Annotated in this window: 18 protein-coding genes; 9 read left to right on the forward strand and 9 right to left on the reverse strand. The window is 59.6% G+C overall.

The window, feature by feature from the left end:
* The first annotated feature begins 58 nt into the window (after positions 1-58).
* From AmiPiv_RS15555 to lhpI, 5 genes are all read left to right on the forward strand, one after another.
* Positions 59-847, forward strand: a complete 789-nt coding sequence (locus AmiPiv_RS15555) for a transporter substrate-binding domain-containing protein (protein ID WP_340038394.1) — start codon at positions 59-61, stop codon at positions 845-847.
* Positions 848-894: 47 nt separating this feature from the next.
* Entirely contained in the window at positions 895-1,560 is a 666-nt protein-coding gene (locus AmiPiv_RS15560; protein WP_340038395.1) for an amino acid ABC transporter permease, read from the forward strand.
* Complete coding sequence (locus AmiPiv_RS15565; RefSeq protein WP_340038396.1) at positions 1,557-2,216, forward strand: amino acid ABC transporter permease; 660 nt, start codon at positions 1,557-1,559, stop codon at positions 2,214-2,216. The genes AmiPiv_RS15560 and AmiPiv_RS15565 overlap by 4 nt, the downstream gene beginning before the upstream one ends.
* Positions 2,194-2,925 (forward strand): amino acid ABC transporter ATP-binding protein, encoded by a 732-nt coding sequence (locus AmiPiv_RS15570; protein ID WP_340038397.1) that lies wholly within the window; start codon positions 2,194-2,196, stop codon positions 2,923-2,925. The genes AmiPiv_RS15565 and AmiPiv_RS15570 overlap by 23 nt, the downstream gene beginning before the upstream one ends.
* Before the next feature lie 119 nt (positions 2,926-3,044).
* Positions 3,045-4,748, forward strand: coding sequence for a cis-3-hydroxy-L-proline dehydratase (gene lhpI, locus AmiPiv_RS15575; RefSeq protein ID WP_340038638.1), 1,704 nt, complete (start codon positions 3,045-3,047; stop codon positions 4,746-4,748).
* A 97-nt stretch (positions 4,749-4,845) separates the two neighbouring features.
* Here the strand turns inward: lhpI and AmiPiv_RS15580 are convergent, their stop codons facing one another.
* Positions 4,846-5,487, reverse strand: a complete 642-nt coding sequence (locus tag AmiPiv_RS15580) for an NADPH-dependent FMN reductase (protein ID WP_340038398.1) — start codon at positions 5,485-5,487, stop codon at positions 4,846-4,848.
* Positions 5,488-5,562: 75 nt separating this feature from the next.
* Between AmiPiv_RS15580 and AmiPiv_RS15585 the strand changes: the two genes are divergently transcribed.
* Positions 5,563-6,000 (forward strand): MarR family winged helix-turn-helix transcriptional regulator, encoded by a 438-nt coding sequence (locus tag AmiPiv_RS15585; protein WP_340038399.1) that lies wholly within the window; start codon positions 5,563-5,565, stop codon positions 5,998-6,000.
* Between the two features lie 254 nt (positions 6,001-6,254).
* Here the strand turns inward: AmiPiv_RS15585 and AmiPiv_RS15590 are convergent, their stop codons facing one another.
* The 7 genes from AmiPiv_RS15590 to AmiPiv_RS15620 form a co-directional block, all read right to left on the reverse strand.
* The gene (locus AmiPiv_RS15590) at positions 6,255-6,740 is read right to left on the reverse strand and encodes an Lrp/AsnC family transcriptional regulator (RefSeq protein WP_340038400.1); all 486 of its coding nucleotides are present in this window, start codon (positions 6,738-6,740) and stop codon (positions 6,255-6,257) included.
* A 707-nt stretch (positions 6,741-7,447) separates the two neighbouring features.
* The gene (locus tag AmiPiv_RS15595) at positions 7,448-8,500 is read right to left on the reverse strand and encodes an ABC transporter ATP-binding protein (protein ID WP_340038401.1); all 1,053 of its coding nucleotides are present in this window, start codon (positions 8,498-8,500) and stop codon (positions 7,448-7,450) included.
* Positions 8,497-9,549: an ABC transporter ATP-binding protein gene (locus AmiPiv_RS15600; protein WP_340038402.1), complete on the reverse strand. Its 1,053-nt coding sequence runs from the start codon at positions 9,547-9,549 to the stop codon at positions 8,497-8,499. Before AmiPiv_RS15600 ends, AmiPiv_RS15595 begins: the two co-directional genes overlap by 4 nt.
* A 29-nt stretch (positions 9,550-9,578) precedes the next feature.
* Positions 9,579-10,496: an ABC transporter permease gene (locus AmiPiv_RS15605; protein ID WP_340038403.1), complete on the reverse strand. Its 918-nt coding sequence runs from the start codon at positions 10,494-10,496 to the stop codon at positions 9,579-9,581.
* Between the two features lie 13 nt (positions 10,497-10,509).
* Positions 10,510-11,430, reverse strand: a complete 921-nt coding sequence (locus AmiPiv_RS15610; protein WP_340038404.1) for an ABC transporter permease — start codon at positions 11,428-11,430, stop codon at positions 10,510-10,512.
* Positions 11,431-11,507: 77 nt separating this feature from the next.
* The gene (locus tag AmiPiv_RS15615) at positions 11,508-13,043 is read right to left on the reverse strand and encodes an ABC transporter substrate-binding protein (RefSeq protein ID WP_340038405.1); all 1,536 of its coding nucleotides are present in this window, start codon (positions 13,041-13,043) and stop codon (positions 11,508-11,510) included.
* Position 13,044: 1 nt separating this feature from the next.
* On the reverse strand, positions 13,045-13,509 hold the full coding sequence (locus AmiPiv_RS15620) for a pyrroline-5-carboxylate reductase family protein (RefSeq protein WP_340038406.1): 465 nt from the start codon (positions 13,507-13,509) through the stop codon (positions 13,045-13,047).
* Positions 13,510-14,895: 1,386 nt separating this feature from the next.
* On the opposite strand from AmiPiv_RS15620, the gene AmiPiv_RS15625 reads away from it, so the two are divergent.
* The 3 genes from AmiPiv_RS15625 to AmiPiv_RS15635 are packed head-to-tail and all read left to right on the forward strand — an operon-like array spanning position 14,896 to position 23,599.
* Complete coding sequence (locus tag AmiPiv_RS15625) at positions 14,896-16,710, forward strand: hypothetical protein (RefSeq protein WP_340038407.1); 1,815 nt, start codon at positions 14,896-14,898, stop codon at positions 16,708-16,710.
* Between the two features lie 2 nt (positions 16,711-16,712).
* Positions 16,713-18,254: a hypothetical protein gene (locus AmiPiv_RS15630; RefSeq protein ID WP_340038408.1), complete on the forward strand. Its 1,542-nt coding sequence runs from the start codon at positions 16,713-16,715 to the stop codon at positions 18,252-18,254.
* Positions 18,251-23,599: an FtsK/SpoIIIE domain-containing protein gene (locus AmiPiv_RS15635; protein ID WP_340038409.1), complete on the forward strand. Its 5,349-nt coding sequence runs from the start codon at positions 18,251-18,253 to the stop codon at positions 23,597-23,599. The genes AmiPiv_RS15630 and AmiPiv_RS15635 overlap by 4 nt, the downstream gene beginning before the upstream one ends.
* Here the strand turns inward: AmiPiv_RS15635 and AmiPiv_RS15640 are convergent.
* Entirely contained in the window at positions 23,596-24,021 is a 426-nt protein-coding gene (locus AmiPiv_RS15640) for a hypothetical protein (protein WP_340038410.1), read from the reverse strand. The two genes, AmiPiv_RS15635 and AmiPiv_RS15640, sit on opposite strands and share 4 nt — an antisense overlap.
* Positions 24,022-24,091 lie beyond the last annotated feature (70 nt).

Consider the following 24,091-nt stretch of genomic DNA (forward strand, 5'->3'; position numbering starts at 1 on the left):
CTAGCAAGCAGGTGGAACCTAAACTTGCGGGAACTCACAACAATGGGAGATGGCTTCGATGACGAAGCGTGGTTTTCTTGCTCTGACAATCGGGACTGCGGCGCTGGCGCTGAGTGCGAATTTCGCTGCTGCGGGAACGCTTGAAAACATCAAGGCCAGAAACAAACTCATCGTGGCCGTACTGCAGGACTACCCACCTTACGGCTCGATGGGTCCGGATATGCAGCCGGTGGGGATCGACATCGACGTCGCAAAGTACATGGCAAAGAGGCTCGGCGTGGTCCTGGAACTGGTTCCGACCAGCGGCGCGAACCGGATTCCGTTCATGCAGACGGGCAAGGCCGACATCATCATCGCGTGTCTCGGCAAGACTGCCGAGCGCGAGAAGGTGGTGACCTACTCAAACCCATATATCGGCGAATACAACAGTGTGTTCGGAGAAGAGGGCAACACCGTCACGAAGCCCGAGGATCTCCTGGGCTACAAAATCGCCGCAAGCCGCGGCGGCACGGAGGACCTTGAGGTCACGAACATTGCGCCAAGCGGTACAAATATCCAGCGCTTCGAGGATACCGCCTCCGCCCTTAGTGCTTACACGTCCGGACAGGTTGACATGGTCGCAACCGGCACGGCAACAGCCAACGCATTCAACAAGTCATCGCCACGCAAGTTGTTTGTGAAGATCAAGATGGCTGCGGAGCCGGCCTATATCGGCGTGCCGAAGGGTGACGAGGAAATGAAGGACGTGGCGAATGAGACGATCGCCGCGATGGTCAAGGATGGTACGCTGGCGGAACTCGCCAAGACGCACATTGGGGACGTGTCCGCCGCCGACGTTGCCAAATAAAGAAATTGGGAGGCACCGCGTTTTAAAGGGATGCGGCGCCACAACTCATGTCACTCGATTTTTCATGGCTGTCCCCATACCAGGATGCGATCTTCAGCGGCATCCTAGTTACGATACGGTTGACGCTGATTGGCGGCAGCCTTGGATTTGTCTTGGGCGTGGCGACCGCGTGGGCACGGGTTCATGGCGGCCCAACGCTGCGTTGGGCCGCCATAGCCTATGTGGAGGGGATCAGAAACACACCTTTCCTTGTGCAGTTGCTGTTCATCTTCTTCGGCCTGCCCGCTTTAGGGCTGCGACTCACTGCGGAAATGTCCGGGATTATCGCGCTTGTTGTGAACACCGGAGCCTATATGGGTGAAATCCTGCGTGGCGGGATAGAAGCGACGCACAAGGGGCAATACGAGGCTGCATCAAGCCTTGCGATGAGTGGCTATCAAACGTTTCGCCACGTTATCCTTTTTCCTTCCATCCAGCGCGTATGGCCCGCCTTGGTCGGCCAGTTCATCCTCGATATGTTTCAAACATCGGTGATCTCGCAGATCGCGGTCGAGGAGCTGACTTTCGTCGCCAGCTTCATCCAATCGAGGAACTTCCGGGCATTTGAAACCTACATCTTCATGGCCGGAACCTATCTCGTCTTGGCGTTCCTCATGCGGCGGTTGCTCCTGATTGCCGGGCGATTTGTGTTCCGGATGGGGGTAGCAAGATGATCTCGTTCTCATTCCTGGAGATGGTGTGGGCGTTGGTCGTCGCCACGCGTTGGACGATCGTGCTCTCCGCGGTTGCCCTCATCGGCGGTGCATTGCTTGGCGCGCTACTGCTTATCCTGCGGATCGCGCATTCCAGGATCCTGCGTTGGGGCGTGGCAGGTATTATCGTCTTCGTCCAAGGCACGCCTTTGCTCATCCAGCTCTTCCTGATGTTCTTCGGCGTCTCGGCCCTGGGTTTCAACGTCAATGCCTGGGTTGCCGCGGCGCTCACCTTGATCATCTGGGCGGGGGCCTTTCTCGGCGACATCTGGCGCGGCTGCGTGGAGGCAATCGCGCGCGGCCAATGGGAAGCTTCAGCCAGCCTGGGCATGGGCTGGTTCCAACAGCTGCGATACATCATCTTCCCGCAGGCAATACGCATCGCCATTCCCGCCACCGTGGGATTCTCGGTCCAGGTGATCAAAGCCACCGCCCTGACGTCCGTAATCGGATTCATCGAGCTCACGCGGACGGCTTCGTTTGTATCGAACGCAACGTACCGGCCCCTGCTGACCTACGGCCTGGTTGCCATCATCTACTTCCTATTGTGTTGGCCGCTGTCGTTCTCGGCAGGACGACTGGCGAGGAGACTCAATGTCGCTAATCGAACTTCGTAACGTGGAAAAGAACTTTGGCAGCCTCAAAGTCATTCGGGGGGTCGACCTGAATGTCGAGAAGGGAGAGGTGATTTCAATCATCGGCCAGAGCGGATCGGGCAAGACCACCCTGCTACGCTGCGTCAATGGCCTTGAGACAATCGACTCCGGTTCGATCACGGTCTCAGGCGTGGTTTTGTCGCGCGAGCCGAAGCAGTTGCGGGCACTGCGTCTGGAGGTTGGCATGATCTTCCAGCAGTTCAACCTCTTTCCGCACCTCACGGCGGGTGAGAATGTTGCCTTGGCCCAGGTCGTGGTTATCGGCCGCTCCAAGGCGGAAGCTCACGAGATCGCGAAGCAGAATCTCAGGCGTGTCGGATTGTCGGAAAAGTTTGACGCTTATCCGCATCAGTTGTCGGGCGGCCAACAGCAGCGCGTCGCCATCGCCAGGGCTCTCGCCATGTCTCCAAAAGCACTCCTGTGCGACGAGATAACCTCGGCGCTGGACCCGGAATTGGTTGGAGAGGTCCTTGCCGTCGTGCGGTCGCTGGCCTCCGAAGGTATGACCCTCTTGATGGTCACGCATGAAATGGAGTTCGCGCGCAGAATTTGCGACCGAGTCGTGTTCATGCGCAACGGCGTCGTACACGAGATGGGAAGCTCGAGCGCCATATTCGAAGATCCCAAGACACCCGAACTGAAACAATTTCTCAGCGCCATGAAACATTGAAGTAGGCAGCGCCGTAAACACCCTGGCGAGATCGAGGCACCACGCAAAGCGGGGATTGCCCGCGCACCTCGGCTATTCCGATCGTCCGTCTTCGTATACCATTTGCAGTGACCCACGACATGAATTCAGCCTTACGACACGAAGAAGGGATCGCCGTCGTCCCCGGCATAGCGGCGGGGCCTATAGTCGTCGTGGAGGCCCTGAGCTTCTGGGGCGGCGTTGATCCTGCAACGGGAACGGTCATTGACGTGCACCACCCCTCGCACGGCGCCTCGCTTGCCGGCGCGGTCGTGCTGATGCCGACCAGCCGGGGGTCTTGTTCCGGCTCGGGCGTGCTGCTGGAGCTCGCGTTTTCGGGCAAGGCTCCCGCTGCCCTAATCTTTCGCGGGCCCGAGGATACGCTCACCTTGGGCGCCATCGTCGCCTCGGAGATGTTCGGGCTCGGCATTCCAGTCGCGCGCCTCCCGGAAAAGGCGTTCGCCGTCCTGTCATGCGCGGGCGAGGCGAATATCCTCCCGGACGGCATCTCAGCCGATGACGGGAAGATAAGGATCCCTCTTTGCGCAGCGGCGCACGACAACCTGCGGCTTTCTCCCGGCGACCATCGGATGCTCGACGGAGACGATGGGGTGGCAGCGCAACTGGCCATGCGCATCATTCTGGGCATGGCTTACCAGCAGGGCGTGAAGGCGCTCGTCGACGTAACGCGCGCCCATATCGACGGCTGCATCTACGCCGGTCCGGCCAACCTGGTGTTCGCAGAGAAAATGGAAGAACTGGGCGCGCGCGTTCGCGTCCCCACGACGATGAACGCGATCTCGGTCGACTACGCGAATTGGCGACGGCAGGGCGTGGCGCCGGAATTCGGCGAGCCCGCGGCACGCCTAGCGGACGCTTATGTTCGCATGGGCTGTCAGGCGAGTTTCACCTGTGCCCCCTATTCCCTGCCAGACCCACCGGGCTTCGGTGAAATGATCGGCTGGTCGGAATCGAACGCCGTGATCTTCGCCAATTCCGTGCTCGGCGCGCGGACGGCGAAACACCCCGACTTCTTGGATCTCTGCATCGCCGTTGCCGGCCGTGCGCCACTCGCCGGGGCCTTTCTCGACGAAGGCCGGCGCGCTCGGCGGGCAGTGGCAGTGGATTTGCCTGAAGGTGCGGACAGTTCGGCCTGGCCACTGATCGGCTATCTCGTGGGCCTGGCATCGCCCGACCGCATTCCGCTGATCAAAGGCCTTGCCAGGACAAGCCCGACACCGGATGACCTCAAAGCGCTCTGCGCGGCTTTCGGCACGACGTCGGCAGCAGCGATGTTGCACGTCGAGGGTGTCACGCCGGAAGCGGAAAAGATGGGTTGCCATACCGAAGACGGTGTCGTCATCACGCGCGAAGCTCTCGCGCAAGGGTGGCGAGCACTGAATGGCGGACCGGCCAGTGTTGATCTGGTGGCTATTGGAAGCCCCCACGCCTCCCTGGATGAGTGCAAGGCCATCGCAACACGACTGGACGGCCGCCCCCTCGCGCGAAACATCTCCGTCATCATCACAGCCGGACGAGAGGTCGTCACCGCGGCTGACGCCGACGGGACGATGGCGAAACTTCGCGAAAGCGGCGTGATCGTCATCCGGGACCTTTGCTGGTGTTCCATCACGCGTCCCGTTTTCCCGGAGTGGACCAGGGTGGTTTTGACCACTTCTGGAAAATACGCCCATTATGGACCGGGACTCTCGGGCTGCGCCGTCAGGCTCGGGACAATCGAGGACTGCATTGAAGCGGCTCTGACAGGCTCTGCTCCCGCCCGGCTTCCTGGCTGGCTCTGGTAATGGGCGCAGCCATCGCGTCGAGATAATCCTCAAGCGGTTAGGCCCACTTTTGGCCCGGGACCGGACCCTGCCGCGGGACCTCCAGTGCAAAGTCCTGCTAGGCAGCTGAACTGGCTTTTGCCTCGCGCACGCTGCGCATTGCGCTGGACCATGCGATCAGTTGGTCGAGCATGCTGACAACCGAGGCCGCAATGCCGTCGCTGGGGACAAAAACGCCCGAGGAGAACGTAGGAATCAGTGGAACGGCGGGTTGCGCCCGGACCGTGGCCACTTGAAGTTCCGCGAGAACCAGCCGAAGGGCCTCCGCCGCCCGGACACCGGCGGCCCATCCGCCGTAACTTACGATGCCGGCGGCCTTGTTGTTCCACTCTCGATAGACATAGTCCAAAGCGTTCTTCAGCGCGCCGGGAAACGAATGGTTGTACTCGGGGACGATGAACATGTAGCCGTCAAAGCTCTCGACCAGTTCGCCCCATTTCTGGGTGTGAGCGTGTTCGTACAGCTGGTGATTAGGGTTCCCAGCTTCGTCCAGGTTCCCGAGATTGTGGTCTGCGAGGTCAACCAGTTCGTACTCGGCGCTGCCATAGGCTCGTGCGGTATCCAATACCCATGAGGCGATCTGAATGCCTCGACGTCCAGGTCGGGTGCTGCCGAGAATGATACCAATGCGTAGAGTCATGATCGTCCCATCAACAAGTTGATGCATCAACTTATAAGACAGGAGTTGATACGTCAACATCCGGACGTTATCCTCTGTCGCATGATAGAAACTGACGTTCTCAAGCGCGAGGAATGGGACCTCTGGGACACGTGGATGCGCGCCCAACGCCTTCTTGCCCAGGAAATCGAGCGTGGCCTGCAGCGTGAATTCGGCATCTCGAAAGCCGAGTTCAGCGTGCTCGTCGCACTTCTCAGAGCATCCGGCCCGCAGGTGCGGGTCATGGCTTTGGGGGAGGCTCTTGGTTGGGAGAAGAGCCGTGTGTCGCATCAACTGACGCGGATGGAAAGCCGCGGATTGGTCGAACGAACCGAGGGTGGGACAAGCGGGCGACGCACCGGCATCGGACTGACGACGGATGGACGTCATCTGGCGGAGAGTGCCATTCTCGGCCACCTCGGCAACGTACGCCGATTCTTCCTCGATCCGCTCTCCCCTGAACAGGCGGCGGCTATACGGGCCTGGAGTGAGTCCATGATCGACCGCGTCGAACTTCGCGGCGTCGATACCACAGCACTCGATGCCGGGGCGTGATCGACAGTCATCGACGTTAATTCGATGCGGGCGGCCGCGCGCGATCCCGATTCGACAGTAGCGCGGCTCGATGAAAGCCGCTCTCATCAGGGAGCGAAAAAGCGCCTTACCAGATCAAGTACGGCTCTCGCATTGCCAAGCTCGGGCATCGATGGCTTTGGCCATCCCGTATCAGTGAGGCGCATGCGGCTGGAAGAGCTGCATTATGCCTCGCAACAGGCCGCGCGACGGGCGGCCGCCAGAATCCATGTCGATTAGAGTGATAGATGCGTGAGGGGTAAGGTGCCTGTATTCTTCACTTGGCTCATAACGACGCTGGATGTGACTTCGCGCACACTCGGCAGCTGAGAGAGTTTTTTGTAAAAGAACTCCTCATAGTAGCGCATATCGGGCACGACGATTTTTAGAAGAACATCTATGTTGCCGAGCAGGACGTAGCATTCCAGCACTTCCGGCAAGGTCTGGATTCGGGTTCGAAACGCCGTGGTCGCATCGCTGTCATGAGTGGCGAGCTTGACGCTGGCGTAGATGGTGACGTTCAGCCCAAGCGCCACCGGATCGAGATGCCAGGACTGTCTCTTCAATATTCCTTCGTCCTTGAGGCGCCTGACACGCCGCCAGCACGGTGGAGGCGTCATCGCCAACCGATCGGCCAGTTCGCTGATGGACAAGCTTCCATCGGCCTGCAGATGGTTGAGAATCTGGCGATCTATATGATCCAGGGTAACGGCTTTCTGCATTGTCGCCCGTATAGGTAATAATGTTACTCACAGCGGGGAAAGCCGTCGACCTAGCTCAGCTGTGTCAATCCGAGCGTGTCGAAGTTAGCCGCAGGTAGGCGCCTGCGGGGTGCCCATACTATGGCCAGATCCTGGGCAAAGGGCAGGGCGTTTACCGCCGCCATCTGGGGGCACCCGTCCGTTAGGTACAAGCGCATTATTATCCAAGGCTGACGCTGTCTGGGCTCACGCCACGCGGCAGTTCTGCTCGCTGACCGGCCAACAAGCCCCAGCGATTTCGCTCGCAGCGGTCAAGCGACACATCATTCGAAACCGGGAAACCGGGTGCACGGTCAACAGCTCTACCCAGGATGAGCGCCCGCACGTCCGCCGGGAACAAAGCGCGCCGTTGTTGGCTCCACTGCAAGAACGGGATCTCGACAAGCGTTACCCGCCTGTCGAGATCTCCGTCGTCAATCCGATTGGCTCGGCTTAGGCTGGGAGCGCTGAGTCCATCCCTCGATGACGGCATCTGAGACACAAACAATCCGGCCGAGAGCACCCTTTGCGGCTTTGCACTGGGCCGAATGTCGTAGCTCTGCGCCAGCTCCGCGAGGGCCGCGCCCATGGTCACGTTGAGCAAGAATGGCTCGGAAACGTGCTCGGCCGCATCGCTAACAATCCCACTGGACCGGCGCAAGAACTACTACCGTGGAATTGGCGATCCTTCAAAGCAGCTTGACCGCGGCATTCACCGGACGGTTACTACTAGGCGCATTTCCAGCCAAAAGGTGACAGGCGCCGAAATGGCCAGACGACAAGTTGATCAGCTCCGGCGCAACCGCACTGCAGTCGATCTTCCGTGTCTGCATAGCAATGTCGCGTACCGGACAACGTGACGCGAACTTGCAACCCTCATGCGACACCTTTGAGATTTCGCCCCTAATCGCCTGTGTGGTCTGATAACGCTTTCGTTCTCTGATCGGGTCGGGAACTGGCACGGCACTGAGCAGCGCCTTAGTGTAAGGGTGCTGGGGCGCGTCACAGATCTGCTCCGCAGTCCCAATTTCTACAATCTGGCCGAGGTACATCACCGCGATACGGGTGCAAATATGGCGCACCACCGCGATATCGTGTGCAATGAAGAGGTAGGTCAGTTCCATCGACTCTTGCAGATCCTGCAGGAGATTGATGATCTGCGCCTGAATCGACACATCCAGGGCGGAAATCGCCTCGTCACAAATGATGAACTTAGGATCCAGGGCCAGTGCCCTGGCGATGCCGACCCTTTGCCGCTGGCCGCCAGACAGTTCGTGCGGATAGGCTGCTGCAGCGCGCATGGGCAGCCCCACTCGATCCAAGAGATAGAGGACTCGTTCCTGTGTGGCGGCAGGGCTCATATCCGAATTGTTGCGCAGCGGGTCGGCTACGATGTCCGCAATCTTCATGCGAGGGTTGAGCGACGAGTACGGATCCTGAAATACCATCTGCATGTCGCGCCTAGCCTTACGCAGTGCCGCACCCTGCAACGCATGGAATGGCTGCCCTTGGAAGGTAATAGTGCCGCTGTCGAGCGACTGCAGTCGGATGATGGAGCGGGCCAGCGTCGACTTACCGCATCCGCTCTCTCCGACAAGGCCCAGCGTCTCTCCGGCACTGACCGAAAGCGATACATTATCGACCGCCTTCACCTTGTCGGCACCCTTGTTGAAGGAGACAGATAGTCCCGTGATCTCCAGAAGCGGCTGTCTTTCGACTAGTTTGGCCTTGACTTGGTTCATTGCCGGCCCTCGACAGAATAGGTGGGATTGGCGACGGCATGCTGGGTAACGACATCCCAATGGCATGCTACGAAACCGCTAATCTCGACGCGGCGGGTCTCTGGCATCAAAGATGCACAAATGTCCATTTTCTTATCGCAGCGTGAAAAGAAGGGGCAGCCTTCGATTGTCCGAGTGAGATCCGGTGGGAGCCCCTCGATCACCCTCAGTCTGCGGCGCTTCTCTCCGGCAATACTCGGCACCGACCTGAGTAGCCCCATCGCGTAAGGGTGATGTGGACGGTAGAAGAGGTCGTCAACTGCGGCGATCTCCACCGCTCGGCCAGCATACATCACGATCACCTTGTCGGCGAGGCCGGCAACTACTCCCAAATCATGGGTGATCCAAATTACCCCCATCTCGGTTTCGGACCGCAACCGATTAATAACCTCGATCACCTGCATCTGGATCGTAACGTCAAGCGCGGTGGTTGGCTCGTCGGCGATCAAAACTTTCGGATTGCATGCGATCGCGCTGGCGATCATGACGCGCTGACGCATGCCGCCGGAGAATTGAATCGGATAGTCGTTGAAGCGTTCCTCGGCGTCGACGATCCCCACCATCTTGAGCAGCTCGACCGCACGCTTATGCGCTTGCGCCGATGACAATTTGAAATGAACCTCGAGCCCTTCAGTGATCTGCCGGCCAATCTTCATTAGCGGGTTAAGAGCTGTCATTGGATCCTGGAAAATCATCGCGATTCCGGGACCGCGTACTTTCTGCAACTCCTTCGGCGGCAGGGAAAGCAAGTTCTGCCCGTTGAACATCACTTGTCCCTTGGTGACGAAACCTGGTGGGGAAGGTATCAGCCGTGTTAGGGCAAGCATGCTGGCGCTCTTGCCTGAGCCGCTTTCTCCCACAATGGCCAATGTCTGCCCCGGATTGAGATCAAAAGACAAACCGTTGACTGCTCGAACAGTTGACTTGCCCAGACGATACTCGACTTCCAGGTCGCGGACGGAGAGCACCGGCTCTTTGACCATACTACCGGTTTCGTTACTCTGTGCCATATCGGCATATACTCCCATTTTGTGTCCCCTCAAGCCCGACCGCGCTGCAGAGGATCGGTCGAACGCCGCAACCTGTTGGCGCAAATGTTGATGCTGAGAACTGTCAGCAAGATAAACAGGCCCGGGATGGTAACTGCCCAGTTGGCAGTAGCGACGTAGTCGTGTGCCTCCGACACCATCAGCCCCCAAGCCGGGTTAGGCGGCTGAACGCCCATTCCGAGATAGCTCAATCCGGCCTCGCTTAGGATGATGCGCGACAGTTCAAGCGTGGAAAGCGTGGTCAGCGGAGACAGGATGTTCGGAAATGCATGACGCACCATGATCGTCATCTCTTTGGCGCCTCCGACACGCGCGGCCTCGATAAAGGCCTGGCTCTTCAGCGACAGCATGATGGACCTGGCAAAGCGAGCAAAGAGCGGCCAGCTTCCGATCGACAGAACGATCACCAAGTTTCGAACGCCTGGTCCGATCGCCGCCATGATGGTGAGGGCCAGCAAGAAATATGGGATCGAAGTTTGGAAATCGATGTAGCGCATCACCGCCGCGTCAATGCGGCCTCCAAAGTAGCCGGTCAGCAGGCCAACAATGGTGCCAACCGCACCACCGATCAGGACGACAGCGAAGCCGATACCGAGCGACCAACGGCCGCCGTACATAACGCGGCTAAGAATATCGCGGCCGAGCAGATCAGTTCCAAAAGGGTATCTCCACAATCCTCCCTCGAAGCCCACCGGCGGCTTCAATCGCATCAGCAGGTTTTGCTGAAATGGGTCATGCGGCGCGAATGCATTGGCAAAGACCGACCCGACTATGATGACGACGAAAAGTCCAAGCGCTGCCGTGGCGAACCAATCTGCGGAGTAGGCCTTCAGCCAGCGAAAAAAAGCACGGTCGAACACGGAATTGCGCCCCGGGTGGATATGAGCGGAAGGGACTGTCTGGTTCATTTAATCGGCTCACTTATTCGTAGCGGATAGTGGGATTGATGATGACGTAGGCAATATCGACTAGGATATTGATGATCACCACGATCACGGCAGCGACGAACGCCATGGCACCGATGACGGGCATGTCGCGCGTCAGGATGGCGTGATAGCTGGCAAAACCAAAACCGGGCCAGCCAAACACGGATTCAACGATAATAGTGTAACCCGTAAGCAGTACCGCACTTTCCCAGCCGATTTCGGTAACGATCGGCGGAAGTGCGTTGCGCAAAGCATGGCGAAACATAATTCGCCGCTCGCTCAGGCCGCGCGCTCGGGCCGTCGTGATGTAGGGTTTCGCCATTTCATCGATCATGGCCGCCCGGGTTATCTGCACGGTGCGCCCCAGCGGAAGCGCCGCCAAAGAGACGACCGGAAGCACCATGTGCGCCCAGGTTCCATATCCAGCAGTTGGCAACCAGCCAAGGAAAACCGAGAAGACCAAGGCGAGCATTAGGGTGAACCAGATCAACGGCAGCGAAACGCCAACAATCGAGATCGACGTCGCCAGGCGATCAATCCAACTGTCAGGCTTGGCAGCCGCCGCAATGCCAATTGTGATACCGAAGACCGAGGCGATCAGCATGGCGACTAGGCCGAGCTCAAGCGTCGCCGTCAGTGGACGGACCGCAATGGTCAGCGCATCAGCCTTCTGCCACCAGCTCAACCCGAAATCACCAGTCAGCACGCCTGAGATGTAGTCGAGATACTGGACCAAGATTGGCCGATCAAACCCCATCTGAGCGCGGAAGGCTTCGACAGCCTCCTGTGGCGTGGAAGCTGGAAGCAAAACCCGCACCGGGTCGCCTAGAACGAAGTTAGTGAAGAAAATGACGGAAACGACACCAAAGATCAAAATGGCGGAATGCAATAGGCGATGGGTGACCAACTTAAGCATGACGTACCCTTTGAAACGAAGAGTCCTGGGTTCACCGAAGCAACCTCCGGTGAACCCAGCGGCACTTGGGAGTTAACCTATGCGGTCAAGTTGATGTCCTTGACGAACAGCAAGCCGTCGGCGCGCGGCGTGAAATTCACCCGCGGTGTCATGCCCCAAAGCGCCGCATGCTGGAACAGGAACAAACCCATCGGATCCTTCTCGCGTCCGATATCGAAGATGTTATGTAGCAAGCCTTCTCGCTTGGTCGAGTCCATCTCCTTGCGGGACTGGGCGAAGAGATCGTCGATCTCCTTGTTCTGGTACGCCGAGTACGACCCGTTGGGGGTGTAGTACGAGCCGAGCGTGCGGTCGGCATCGAAGGTCGAATTATCGTGACGCACGTACCAGCCTTCTGGCGGAACGGGTGTCTGGTTGCGGTCGCCGATGCGCACCCAGTTGTTGGGATCACGCAGCACCAGATTGACCCCAAGACCCGACTGCTCGATCATGGCAGCCAGTGCTTGCAATTCAACGGCGTCTCCAGTGTAACGCCCTTTTGGACCCTCGATCGTGATATGCCGACCCTGAGCACCCGCCTCCTGGACAAGGCTACGCGCCTTCTCCAAATCGTACGGATAGGGTTGCAGGTTCGGATTATAGCCAAACATGCCCGGTGCGGAAAGCTGGCCGTTCAGCAGAGCCCCCTGACTCTGATAGAGAGCCGCATGGATACCAGCTTTGTCGACGGCATAGTTGATGGCTTGACGCAATCTCGGATCGGCGAGACCGGAGCCCTCAAGATTGCTGAAGCGAATGAAGGAGAACTCCTGACCGATGCCGGCCGCATACTTTTCCAGTCCCGAAATCTGGTCCGGCAGCAGACCAAGGTAGAGATCCACTTCTTTGGTTTTGACCGATTGGTAGCGGGTTGCATCCTCCGGGATTATACGGAAGGTAATTGCCTTGATCGACGGCGTGCCGCCCCAATAGTCAGCGTTCGCCTCTAGGTCGACCGAAAGATTGCGCTTCCAGGCGATGAACTTGTAGGGACCAGTGCCATTCGCCTGTACGCCGACCTGATTGCCAACTTCTTTCGTCCAACCGGGTGCCATCATCGCGATGACCGTAAGACGGGCTTCTAGGACTGGATCTGGCTCCTTCGTGGATATTTCCACGACATCTGAGGCGATAGCTTTAGCACCCGTGATTGTGTTGACGGTACCGATCCACTGCGATTTCGTTTGCGGGTCGATGATGCGGTTAATGCTGAAGGCGGCAGCCTCGGCATCGAAAGCACTGCCATCGTGAAAGCGAATGCCGCTCTTCAACTTGACCTGCGCAGTCGTCGGGCTGGTTCGGGTGAAGGATTCTGCTAGCCCCGGGACGATCTTGCCGGTGGTATCGCGAGTTAGCAGCGGCTCGTAGACGTTCCAGGTCACCTGGGCCGGCACCTGCGACTCGATGGCCAGCGGATCGAGGCTTTGGGGGTCGTTGGCAATTGCAATCACGATCCCGCCAGCACCCTGCGCATACACGGGCCGCATGAGGCTCGGCAGAGAGGAGAGTGCGGCGAGGCCAGCGCTCGCGGTGACGAGCTTGCCGAAGGCGCGACGAGATATCAGTTGAGTCATGTCAATTCCCCATTATTTGTTTTATTAGAAGTGACCCTGCCTTGATGCTGCAGGGCGTGACCGCTGGATGGCGGCCATTCGAACATCCGAGACTGCGGGCAACCAGACCACCGAGCCCAAGCTCACGCGCCCGTTGATGAGCATCTCGGACGGCTCGCGAAAGCAATTGCGCGAGCGTATTTTCGTGCTGAAGGACCGACAGGCCAGCTTCGGTGGTGCCCTTCGGAGTGGTCACCGTGGCCTTCAGAATTGCAGCCGATTTCGTGGTTGAAGCTAAAAGCTTCGCTGAGCCGAGCAGCATTTGACGCACGAGTGTGTCAGTGACTTCTGGCGCGTGTTTATGCAGCCATCGCCGAATGCGAGTAGCGCGAGAGATTTCCGACTGGCGCTCAAACAGGGAAATGTCATAACCGTCCAATGGCGAAAGAGCGTTCCCATAGGTCTTGTCGATTGCTCCGTGCGGCATTCTAGGCGTTCCCGGCATCCAAGTTGCTGTCGGCTTCGTCCCACCGGTTCACAACGCCGATGGTGGCAAGACGGCGTTGCGGGTATGGCCAGTGATGGGGCTGCCCCGCAGCCGGCATGAAACGAATGAGTGCCGGGCCATGCGCCCGCTCCCTTAAATGCTCGACCGTTTCTTCGAAGAGACCCTAGAAAGTGAGGCCCAACAAATCCAATTCAATCTTGACCGGATGTAATCCGATATTGATATACACTTGGCGAAAACCGGCGGCTGTTCGCGGCCAACCCCGTAGGATCGGTCGCCTCCGCGGATTGGTCGAACGAACCGAGGGTGGGACAAGCGGGCGACGCACCGGCATCGGACTGACGACGGATGGACGTCATCTGGCGGAGAGTGCCATTCTCGGCCACCTCGGCAACGTACGCCGATTCTTCCTCGATCCGCTCTCCCCTGAACAGGCGGCGGCTATACGGGCCTGGAGTGAGTCCATGATCGACCGCGTCGAACTTCGCGGCGTCGATACCACAGCACTCGATGCCGGGGCGTGATCGACAGTCATCGACGTTAATTCAACGTTCTTTGCATGGATGGTCATGGTGCTGGTCCTTTCCCGTTACATGCCGAAGGCATGCCCCTCGGCATGCCTTCCGGGGGCGCGTGAGCGCGCGGCAGAGTGGGGGGGCGAATGCCGGCGAGCGGAGCTGGGCTGCGCGTCGAGCGGGGCGGATCGGATCAGTTCAGCCGATGGGAGGCAGCGCCGCCTTGCGAGCGGGCGGTCCCGCTCTGTCGCAGGCAGCATTCGCGGGGGAGAGATGGCCAAGACCATCTCTCCCCTGAATCACGCCGTGGAAACCTCGATTGGATGACCAAAGCACAAGCGGTCGGTGTCAAATTCCAGACTGCTTTTTATGCCACTTTCGAAGCACAAAAAGGAAGGTCGAGTTCCATATGCGATAACGCCAACCGACATTGTTCCGCGCGTCGTCGACGGGTTATCCGCCACCAAATGCGCGAACAATCTCGGTCCTAGGCGCCGGGCGTGACGGCCAGGTTTTTGATGAGTGCGCCGAATTCGGCTGGACGCCATGGTCCTCAAACATAGTCACTATCGTTTGGAAGGGCGGAGTACTGGAACGAACCATCTCGTGATCAACGTGCTCACCATCGCATTTGATGAAGACGACAAAGCCATGGCTGGACGGTGCGGCACTCCGGCGCAGCCTGATGGTTCCGGCTCGGTGAGTAGGCGCCGAGCCGCGTCACCTGCAGCTTAGTGTATTGTTGCGTTTTACAAGTTCTACAGTAGTCTGCAACTGACTGATTTAATGGGGCTGCGCTGGAATTCCAGGACGGTCGTCAGCGCAAGGCGGCAGTCGTGGGGGATAGTGCATGCCAACGAACAATTGGATCCGGTTCCTTCGGAACTACGGCCCCATCCCCACCAACGACAATATGTACGACGAGACCATCCAACGGGCTTTGGCCCGCTTGAAAATCGAGCCCATCGAGCTACCCGCCCAATATCTCGGATGGCTAGTCGACAACTTCAGATCAGACGAATGCCAGTCCATCATCCTCACGGGCACTGCTGGTGATGGAAAGACCTACCACTGCCGGCGTGTATGGCTTGAACTGGGCGGCACTATCGAAGAGTGGAACGCCGGAGAGAAGATCCAAAGGCTCAGCTTGGGCTCTCGACAACTCATCGTTGTCAAGGATCTAAGCGAACTTCGTTCCGATGAGAGCAAGCCGCTGATCGAGCAGATGGCGTGGGACGTCGCCAACCCGAATTCCCCAAGGGTCTATTTGATGGCGGCCAATCATGGACAGCTGCTTGAGAAGCTGAAGACCGCGGGCAGTGACAAGACCACCACCGCCCTCGTCGACGTGGTCGAGAACCTGCTGGTCGCAGGCCGCAGCGGAAATGCCGCCATCAAGCTCGATCTGAGAGATCTTAGCCGATCCGCCGCCGCAGTGATGATCGACCAGGTCATCGACGCGGTCACTCAGCACCCAGGATGGAACGGCTGCCCGGACTGCCCGGCCTTGGGGGAAGGAACCTGCCCAATTCGGGAGAACCGCGACCGGCTGATCGGAACCAATGACAATGGCCTCTTTCGGCGTCGATTGGGCAACCTCGTCGAAGCCAGCGAACAGAACGGAGGTCACTTCACCATCCGGCAGGTACTGTCGCTCGTCACGAACGTCATTCTCGGCCATCCCGATGCGAGGGACGGACTGATGGCGTGCACCGACGTCGCGGAGTTAGCGTCCGCCGGAACCGCGGAGCGGGCCAGTCCTTACCGCAACGTATTCGGGGGCAATTTGAGGCCAAGTCGGGCGGAAAGAACCGAGCCCTTTCGTAAGCTCAACCTATTCGGGATCGGCTCTGAGACGAGCAACAAAGTCGACAACATGCTGGTGTACGGCGCCGACGATCCTGCGCTGGTGGAGACCTATCGGGCCCTGGTGCAGTCGGATCAGGTCTATGGTGAGACGCCCGCCTACAAGCGCGCGCAGCAATCCTACCTGGAGGGCGACGATCCGGGAGCGGTCACGCGCTTTCTCGGAATGCTCCGCGGGCAACGTCAGCGGCTCTTCTTCACCATTTCCGACGAGCTGGCCGATACCTTGGACCTGTGGGATCTGACGGTCTTTCGATACGCGGGCCTGTATCTCGAGACCACCCGCGCTTTGTCCGAAAAACGGCCCTTGCCCCGGCAAGTGATGCCCATGCTCATGCGCGGCCTCAATCGCGTGTTTACCGGCATGCTGATCCAGAACCAGGACGAGCTTGTTCTGGCGAGTTCGGGAAGCCAATCTCAGTCGAGGACGAGTCCCCTGCTTGAGGAGTTCGTTTCCGTGGCCCGTCGTGGCGGCGAGGAAGTCGCGCTCCTCAGTGACGGCGCCGGTGGCATGAAGCTCGTAGTCAAGCTAGCGCGCGATGATCCGCCTGCGGTCACGCTGCAGCTATCGACGACGCGGTTTGAATTCCTGGGACGCGTCGCCGAGGGCGCACTGCCCACCAGCTTTTCGCTCGAATGTCATGAGGATCTTCTTGCATTCAAGGCGAGGCTCCTTAGTGCCGTCGAGCGGCGCCGCGAGTTCGATGGTGATGATCGCGGCGATGGAATCGTCCTCAAATTCATCGACCTCAATCCCGACGGCAGAGCGTCATCGCGTAGCGTTACAGTGAGGCTCTAGCAATGGAGATCTTGAAACGCCCGATCTCGCATGAGGATCGCACCGGACCAGCGTTCTGGGTCGACGAGGCAATCTGGGGGCACCGTCTGCACGACGAACAGACGCCGTGGCTGATCCTTCTTGAGTTTCTCGGAGTGCTGAGGTCGGAGCAACTCGCTGGCCGCGCATTGGCGGAGGCGGAGTTCAACGCACTCTCGTACCGGCCCCAGACCCAATTGCGGCTGCGCAATCTCATCTTCAACAATCCCTACCTGTTGACCATCGGGGCCGAACGTCTCTCCGACGATGCAGCCTGGACCAAGTGGCTGGAGCTGATGGAACAGAATGCCGGCGGCCTCGAGAGCCGGGACTTCAGTTACCTCCGCGGTCGGTTCGACACCTTTGACGATTTCGCATCCGTTGTGGGATTCTTGCAATCTTCGGCTATCGAAGGCGCCAGCAACAAGCGCTGGAGTTCAAAGTTCGTATTCCCGTTCGGTCCAAGCGCTCTCTATGAAGATGCCGCCGTGACGGCGTCTGGCGTCTCAACTGATAGACGCTTCTTTGCCCGCACCGGCGAAGTTCTCTATCTGATGCTTTGCCGGTCAAAGCGGGCCCCCGAGCTCAAGGAACGGCTGGTCGGAAAGCTTTTCGAGCAGCCCACCGTCTACGATCGATTGGTAGCAGCGCTGCAGGGCGAATCCCAACTCGCCGAGCGTGATCGCCCGGGCTCCTACCTGCCCTGCTCGACCCACCCGATCTTCGATCAACTCGCCGACGATTGGATCGCCATTCTCGACAGCCCCATATCGGTTTTCGATGCTCTGCCGCACATCGTGAACATCACGGGACTCAACCTTGTTCGATATCAGCTCGACCGCGCGCGCGAACTCCTCGATTCGGTACCCATTACGATGATCTGCGAGATTGTGTCGCCGCGAAAAACAGTGGTTCGCGACCTCGCGGCGGACTCCTTCCAGGCCAACAACGCGCTGCCAGGCTTGGCCATAGAGCGTTATGTCCGCAGTGCCGAAGCATCTCACGAGTGGCAAGTTGCCGTCGCGTCCGATGATGCCGTCCTCAGCGCGGCAGAGGTCTTAGCACGCCAATTCGACTGGCCGGACCCCGACGACCTCCCGACCGGGATGACTAACCCCGGGGAATTGATCGAGGAACTCGTCGGCAGGGCCAAGACCCGCCATGCTCAGCATGTCGGCAAGGTTCACTCCACCTGGGCGCGGCAGATCGGACTGAGCTCGCGACGCTCAAGCCGGCGCGTACGCTATGCACCGACCGACCGGCTGCTCAAGACATTGGTAGTGTGCTGCGTCCGGGAGCGGATGGAGTTCAAGGACTTCCTCGCCGAACTCTACGCCCGCTATGGATTTGTGATCGGAGACCAACAGGCGGCGAGCATCATCGGCGCCGGCAAAGCCGACCAAGAGGACTTTTCCGATAATGCCCGGCGATTGGAGGAACGGCTGATCAGCCTCGGGCTGCTCAACCGTCTGTCGGACTCGGCGGCCTATGTGGAGAACCCGTTCCGTCGCGAGGTGAGAGCATGAACGCGCTCGATCTCATCGGCACTGCGGGGGCTTCAGCGCTCGAGGAGCGCTTGCAGGGTCTCGGGCCTGACAGCGGGACTGCCCGCTTCATGCTTGATCGCCTTACCGGTCCGCAGGTTGCGGCAATCGTCAGGCAGCTGGTCTCAGACGCGTCCTTTCAGTCCCGCGTGAAGATCGCAGTTCCTCGCGCTTTGGTGGATGGCCAAGGTCTCCCCGAAGCGGTGATCACGGATGAGAGAACCGTCGCATGGCGGCACGCCGAATGCGACCGTCCTGCGCTGCTTATCGCAAACACCGACGATGACCAGGGCGCTTCACTCCATGATGTAGCATTGATCGGCGCCAAGGAGCTCAAGGAGGGCCCGGCCTATTGGGTTCTGCCCGCGTCCGACGGTCTTGGACTGCCGCAGGAGCACATCGATGCATGGCAGATCGCCCTGAAGGCTCTTTCCAACGTCGACGATTGGCCGCTTGCGCAGCTCAGCACTTATATTGCCATGACGCGAGATGCCATCGAGAACATGTCTCTCCCGGTCGCCGACGCCCTCGGCTGGGCGTTGCCGGCACTGCAATTGCCGCGTGATACCGGCTATTTCCGATCGCAACGGCCGAAGGATTTTCAGCAGCAGAGCCGTTGGCGGCGGCTCTACGACAAACTGATCAGCGACCGCAGACCACTGCTTTCAAAACAGCGCCCGAACCGTCAGCCGATCGAATCCGAAGAGCTGCGGGATCAGTTCGAAACCGTTCGCGATGAGATCGCAGCGGAACTGCATCCGACGATCGACGCGTTCATAAGTTCACCGGCCGGCTGGCGCGAGGAAACCGAAAAGCTCGCTGAACTCGAGTGGGAGCAGGACAACATCCTGCTCGTTTTCTCTGGCCTGAAGCTGAAGAAGCTGAAGCTCCCCGAGGAAACGGTCCAGTTTTTCGACTATGAGCGTCCTGACCGACTGAGCGAGCCTGACAAGGCGTACCTGAGCGATCTCAAAGGCAGGTCGCTCAAGGAGGCACGGGAGGACGACCGCGAGTTCTTCGAAGCGCATCGCGAGGACCTTGCCGCCAATCGGCAATTGCGGGCCAAATGGGAGAAATTCGTCTACGGGCGACCGATCGAGTGCACGGATTTTCTGGACGGGTTGGTTCGCGCCATCGAGCGGCTATTTGCGCAACTGGGCACACTCAAGATGCCCCGTCGGATCGAAATCCGGTCATCGCGCCGGACAAAGACGCAATGGCTCGACATGAATGCCGACGTCGCGCGCGCCTTTAGCCTCAAATACAAGGCGCTCCCAAAAATACTTCCAGCAGCGGTGAGCTGGGACACGCCGCACATATTTGAGTTCGAGGCTCTCCTCGAAGCCGCTAGGAAGAGGCGGAAGTTCCGCGAGAACGTTTCGACCTCGCGCGCCAATATCCAAATCAAATTCGACCTCACCCTCACGGTGGGAGCTGGCTCCGCGGCAGAGAAGAACGTCGTTCAGTTGATCTGGCGCGGCGAGCCGAATGCCATCGGTCTGGCCCTGCCCGACGACCTCGCCAGACTTGAGAAGAATCCGCTCGGCATAGCCGAAGTGTCGCGCATGCTGGTCAGCAAGAAGGGGGCGATGCAGTCGGTGTCGCTCGCTGACGTCGGAACGTTGCAGCCATCCTTCCGTCAGGATGCCGGATCCCTGGTTCCGCGTTCGACCAACGTCGAAGACTTGGGCAAGGCATTGCCCAAGGCCATCAAGGCAGCGGTTTCGGCCGGTCGTATTACCCCGCCTGCCGGCGCGGACCTTGGGGAGGCGTGGACTGCCTTCGTGGCGGCCTACACGACGGCCCTTGCAGATTGGTGGTCCAATGGTATGGGCGGAATACCGCAACTCGATCAAGCCGATCTTTACGGCAACCTTCTCGAGCAACTTCGAAGGTCGGCGCCGGGCGACTTGAACCGTCGCGACCTTTGGGGGCCCATCCTTAGGATCGGCTCTGTTCAGATAGCTGGGGCCCCCCCGGCGGCCATCGTAGCGCCTTGGCACCCCATGCGAATGGCGGCGACAGCAGTCAAGATGCGTGCCCTTTGTGGCCTCTTGGATCACCTGCTCAAGGCCGAAGAGGTCAACTTTGGCGACCAACGGCTCTTCTTTACCGACCTCCGGGCCGAGCTCGTTCACCCTTACTACCCTGAGGCTGTGCCCGGGTTCACGGGCGGCGAAGCCGTTCTGCTCACCGAGACGAGCACACTCAACGACTACAGCTTGATGGAGAGGCCGGTTCGTGACCCTTCGGAGGCGTCTACAGACGTCGACCCGGCGGAGGCCGCACGCGAGATCCGAGGCCTGATTGGCCGCTATCTCGACCTGCAGCCACACGAACGAGCGAACCTGAGTATCATGCTCTACAACTGCGACGCTGCTGGCCTGCCCTTGGCCACTGTCAACGCTCTTGGATCGGTGCATGAAGAGGAGGTTCACTGCAACGTCCTCGTACGCCACCGAGACCGCTCGAAGCTCAATAAGGTCTATACCGACCTGCTGGATCAATCGGGCAACGACCCCGACGCGATCGTCGTGAGTGAAACGTCGCTCAACTTCATGTCCAAGCTCAGGATCGGTGTGATGCTCGAGGGCGGCACCGGGCGGCGGGCCCCCGATGAGCGCAGCGTCGATGTGGCGTTCCTCCACGATGTCGTGTCGAGACAGGCCCGGGAGTCGTGGTTCTCCGTGCCCCGCAACGACGACGCCGACCCCTTGATCCTTGATCACGTTCCACCTCGCTGGTCGTACCGGAGAGTCGTGGGCGAGGAACAACTCACGGCGACCAGCTACTTGGTTTCGCCGCGCCAACCTCGGGTTGGCTGGTCCTACCTTGACGCCCTAGCAGCCGTAATCCGCAAGCAGTCGCATCGCGATAACGAGCACTACCTTCCTGCCCGGCAGATCTCGCTGCAGGACCATGGCCTTGAAGCCATGTTCAAGGATGTCCATGGGTTGGCAGAGTGGGTCGCGACGTATGACGACCTTCTCGATAAGCAGCAGCTCGCGGCCCAAGGCATCAAAGTCATTCGATATCGGCGTGAGCGGACACACGGCCGCAACATGGTGGTGTCCTCGACATCCGACCTGCGCGTCCTGCCCGTGCTCGTTCGTCGCCGCCTCGATCAGCTCAGCCTGGGGCTCAGCGATGATCGCCTAACCGCGCTCGCGGACCGGATGATAGCCGATGCGACGGCCATTTCCGGGGACGTCATATTGCGCGCGGCCAAGCGCGGCGTGTCGGCCGGCGAGCTGATCGGTCTGGTTCTCAGTCGCGCCCTTGTTGCCGAGGAGTTTCAGAAGCGTCCCGCGTCCTGGTTCCTTCTTGACGACTACGCGCAATGGCTGGGCCAGCGAGAGGAAGGGATTGCTGACATTCTTGCGCTAAGCGTGGATCCGGGCCTCGATGGCCGACCAAGGCTCCGCGCCGTTGTGACAGAGGCGAAGTATGTCGAGGCTAGTGGCCTGGCCGAAGCGAAACGCCATTCTGGTCAGCAGCTGCGACAGACGATGCGTAGGGTTGAGGATGCCCTGTTTGGCGATCCGGGACGCCTGGACCGCGACCTTTGGCTTTCTCGTCTCGCAGACATCCTGCTCGACGAACCCTCGGCCCTGAGTTCGGGTTTCTCGCTCGAGGAGGTGAGGAATGGTATCCGCAACGGCACAGTGGAGATCGACCTCAAGGGCTATTCTCATATCTTCGTCTCGGGGCCTGCCGACGCGGGAGGTTCGCCCGGCGACCACGACGAAGTGACCGAGGTTCGGGGTCTGCAGGAGATCTTTACGCGCGATGGTCTTCGGCAGTTGATCAAGGCCTATGAGGCGTCTGATGCATTGATGCCAATCAGGAGCGCCTTGGGCGATCGTAGGCCGTGGGAGAAATCGGAGTTTCGCGCTCCGGCGCCGCGTGTTCGGTGGACCACGAAGGGCGGCCCGGCGAATGGTCCCGGCCCCGCATCCAACGGCGGTCCCCCGAGCTCCCCTGGCGCCTCCTCGCCACCTCCGGCAGCGCCGAAAAGGAGTGCCGACACGGTGCTTGTCGGGGATACCGGTATCAATGAGGCTGCCAATCCATCGGCTGCGCCGTCCGGTTCACCCGAACAAAACGAGCAACCGACGCTGGGACCAGTCTCCCAGGGCGGCGAGAGTTTTGCCGGTTTGGTGTCCCGGCGGGCCGGCCAGATTCAATCGGCGGCCGGCGAGGACGACCAATGGCTTGAGGCCACTGCCAATCGGCTGCGCACGGCGCTCATGGGCTACAATCTGCAGGCCAAGATCGCAGGGATGCGATTGACGCCAAATGCTGCGCTCGTGCGGTTCGTCGGCAGCGATCGACTTCGCGTCGAAGACATCGAGGCGAAGCAATCAGCGCTTCTGACCACGCACGGGCTGAGACTGATTTCTGTCTCTCCATTGCCCGGCGAGATCGTCGTGGGCGTGGCAAGGCCAAAACGTCAGATCGTTTCGATGTGGGATCTTTGGGCGCGCCGCGCCTTGAACCGCAACGCGGCCGGGCTCAACACAAGCTTCCTGTTGGGGCTGCGTGAACTTGACGGCGAGATTCTCTATCTGAACCTGGGTGGGCCATTCGCTAGTGGATCCCAACACGACCCGCACACGCTCATCGCCGGCGCTACCGGCAGCGGCAAATCCGTCCTGATCCAGGCGCTGATCCTCGACATTGCAGCGACCAATCCGAGTGCCCTGGTCCACATACACCTGATCGATCCCAAGATGGGTGTCGATTACTCCGCGATCGAGCGGTTACCGCATGTGAAGGGGGGGATCGTCATCGACCAAGCCACGGCGATCAAAATGATGGAGGGGCTCGTCGTCGAGATGGATCGACGCTACGAGCTGTTCAGGGAGAACGGCACCCGCGACATCCGGTCGTTCAATATCAAGGCCGCGCCAGAAGCACGCTTGCCGATGAAGTTCCTGGTCCATGACGAGTTCGCCGAGTGGATGCTTACCGAAGATTACAAGGGTGCCGTGACGTCGATCGTCTCGAGGCTTGGGGTCAAGGCGCGGGCCGCCGGTATCCACCTCGTCTTCGCTGCACAGCGGCCTGATGCTGGCGTCATGCCCGTGCAGCTGCGTGACAATCTGGGCAACCGTCTCATCCTCAAGGTTGCGAGCGTTGGGACGTCGGAGATCGCTTTGGGCATGAAGGGTGCCGAGAATCTGCTCGGTCTCGGACATCTGGCCGCGCGTCTGAGCGGCGAGCCGTCGACCGTCTTTGCTCAGGCGCCATTCTTGTCGGACGAAGATATCGAGGACGTTGTGTCGGCCATCGCCGCTCAAGACGGCGCGCGCGGGGTCGACTAGGCAGGAGGCGCGCGACACAGGAGGAGGACGATGGCGTAGATCATTCCAGCAAGCGAAATGGCCGTGGCGACCCACAACAGGAACTGGATTATTTTCACTGTCGAAGGCGGCCACGTCTGGTCCTTTAGGGAGACCGCATATTCGCCGTCTAGCTTGTTGAGATTGGAAATGTAGCGGCTGAACGCCAGGCTAAAGCGTTTCATGATGAACACGCTGCAGATGCTCACAAAGGCGGCGAACAGAAAGATGCCGATCGCGATCAGCCGGTCGGATTTGAGCTGGGTCGCCGCGAAGTACCAGAGCCCGCCGATCGCAAACGAAAATAGCGGCGGGATTTTGTAAAGGATGTCATTCATCGCTCGGAAATGGGCGTACTGCTCCTTGTAGATTTCGTTGACTGTAACGTCGTTGTCGTCGGCCATGAAAACCTCTCTTAGTGGCTCCCGAGTTTATCACGAGATGGCGCTCTTCTCGATCGAGTGCTCACTTCGA

It is taken from the genome of Aminobacter sp. Piv2-1, assembly GCF_037625995.1.
Lineage (GTDB): Bacteria > Pseudomonadota > Alphaproteobacteria > Rhizobiales > Rhizobiaceae > Aminobacter.

What these genes read in the sequence shown, in the direction of transcription:
- AmiPiv_RS15555 (WP_340038394.1), top strand. Translation starts at nt 59, where the DNA reads ATGACGAAGCGTGGTTTTCTTGCTCTGACAATCGGGACTGCGGCGCTG.
- AmiPiv_RS15560 (WP_340038395.1), top strand. Translation starts at nt 895, where the DNA reads ATGTCACTCGATTTTTCATGGCTGTCCCCATACCAGGATGCGATCTTC.
- AmiPiv_RS15565 (WP_340038396.1), top strand. Translation starts at nt 1,557, where the DNA reads ATGATCTCGTTCTCATTCCTGGAGATGGTGTGGGCGTTGGTCGTCGCC.
- AmiPiv_RS15570 (WP_340038397.1), top strand. Translation starts at nt 2,194, where the DNA reads ATGTCGCTAATCGAACTTCGTAACGTGGAAAAGAACTTTGGCAGCCTC.
- lhpI (WP_340038638.1), top strand. Translation starts at nt 3,045, where the DNA reads ATGAATTCAGCCTTACGACACGAAGAAGGGATCGCCGTCGTCCCCGGC.
- AmiPiv_RS15580 (WP_340038398.1), bottom strand. Translation starts at nt 5,487, where the DNA reads ATGTTGACGTATCAACTCCTGTCTTATAAGTTGATGCATCAACTTGTT.
- AmiPiv_RS15585 (WP_340038399.1), top strand. Translation starts at nt 5,563, where the DNA reads ATGCGCGCCCAACGCCTTCTTGCCCAGGAAATCGAGCGTGGCCTGCAG.
- AmiPiv_RS15590 (WP_340038400.1), bottom strand. Translation starts at nt 6,740, where the DNA reads ATGCAGAAAGCCGTTACCCTGGATCATATAGATCGCCAGATTCTCAAC.
- AmiPiv_RS15595 (WP_340038401.1), bottom strand. Translation starts at nt 8,500, where the DNA reads ATGAACCAAGTCAAGGCCAAACTAGTCGAAAGACAGCCGCTTCTGGAG.
- AmiPiv_RS15600 (WP_340038402.1), bottom strand. Translation starts at nt 9,549, where the DNA reads ATGGCACAGAGTAACGAAACCGGTAGTATGGTCAAAGAGCCGGTGCTC.
- AmiPiv_RS15605 (WP_340038403.1), bottom strand. Translation starts at nt 10,496, where the DNA reads ATGAACCAGACAGTCCCTTCCGCTCATATCCACCCGGGGCGCAATTCC.
- AmiPiv_RS15610 (WP_340038404.1), bottom strand. Translation starts at nt 11,430, where the DNA reads ATGCTTAAGTTGGTCACCCATCGCCTATTGCATTCCGCCATTTTGATC.
- AmiPiv_RS15615 (WP_340038405.1), bottom strand. Translation starts at nt 13,043, where the DNA reads ATGACTCAACTGATATCTCGTCGCGCCTTCGGCAAGCTCGTCACCGCG.
- AmiPiv_RS15620 (WP_340038406.1), bottom strand. Translation starts at nt 13,509, where the DNA reads ATGCCGCACGGAGCAATCGACAAGACCTATGGGAACGCTCTTTCGCCA.
- AmiPiv_RS15625 (WP_340038407.1), top strand. Translation starts at nt 14,896, where the DNA reads ATGCCAACGAACAATTGGATCCGGTTCCTTCGGAACTACGGCCCCATC.
- AmiPiv_RS15630 (WP_340038408.1), top strand. Translation starts at nt 16,713, where the DNA reads ATGGAGATCTTGAAACGCCCGATCTCGCATGAGGATCGCACCGGACCA.
- AmiPiv_RS15635 (WP_340038409.1), top strand. Translation starts at nt 18,251, where the DNA reads ATGAACGCGCTCGATCTCATCGGCACTGCGGGGGCTTCAGCGCTCGAG.
- AmiPiv_RS15640 (WP_340038410.1), bottom strand. Translation starts at nt 24,021, where the DNA reads ATGGCCGACGACAACGACGTTACAGTCAACGAAATCTACAAGGAGCAG.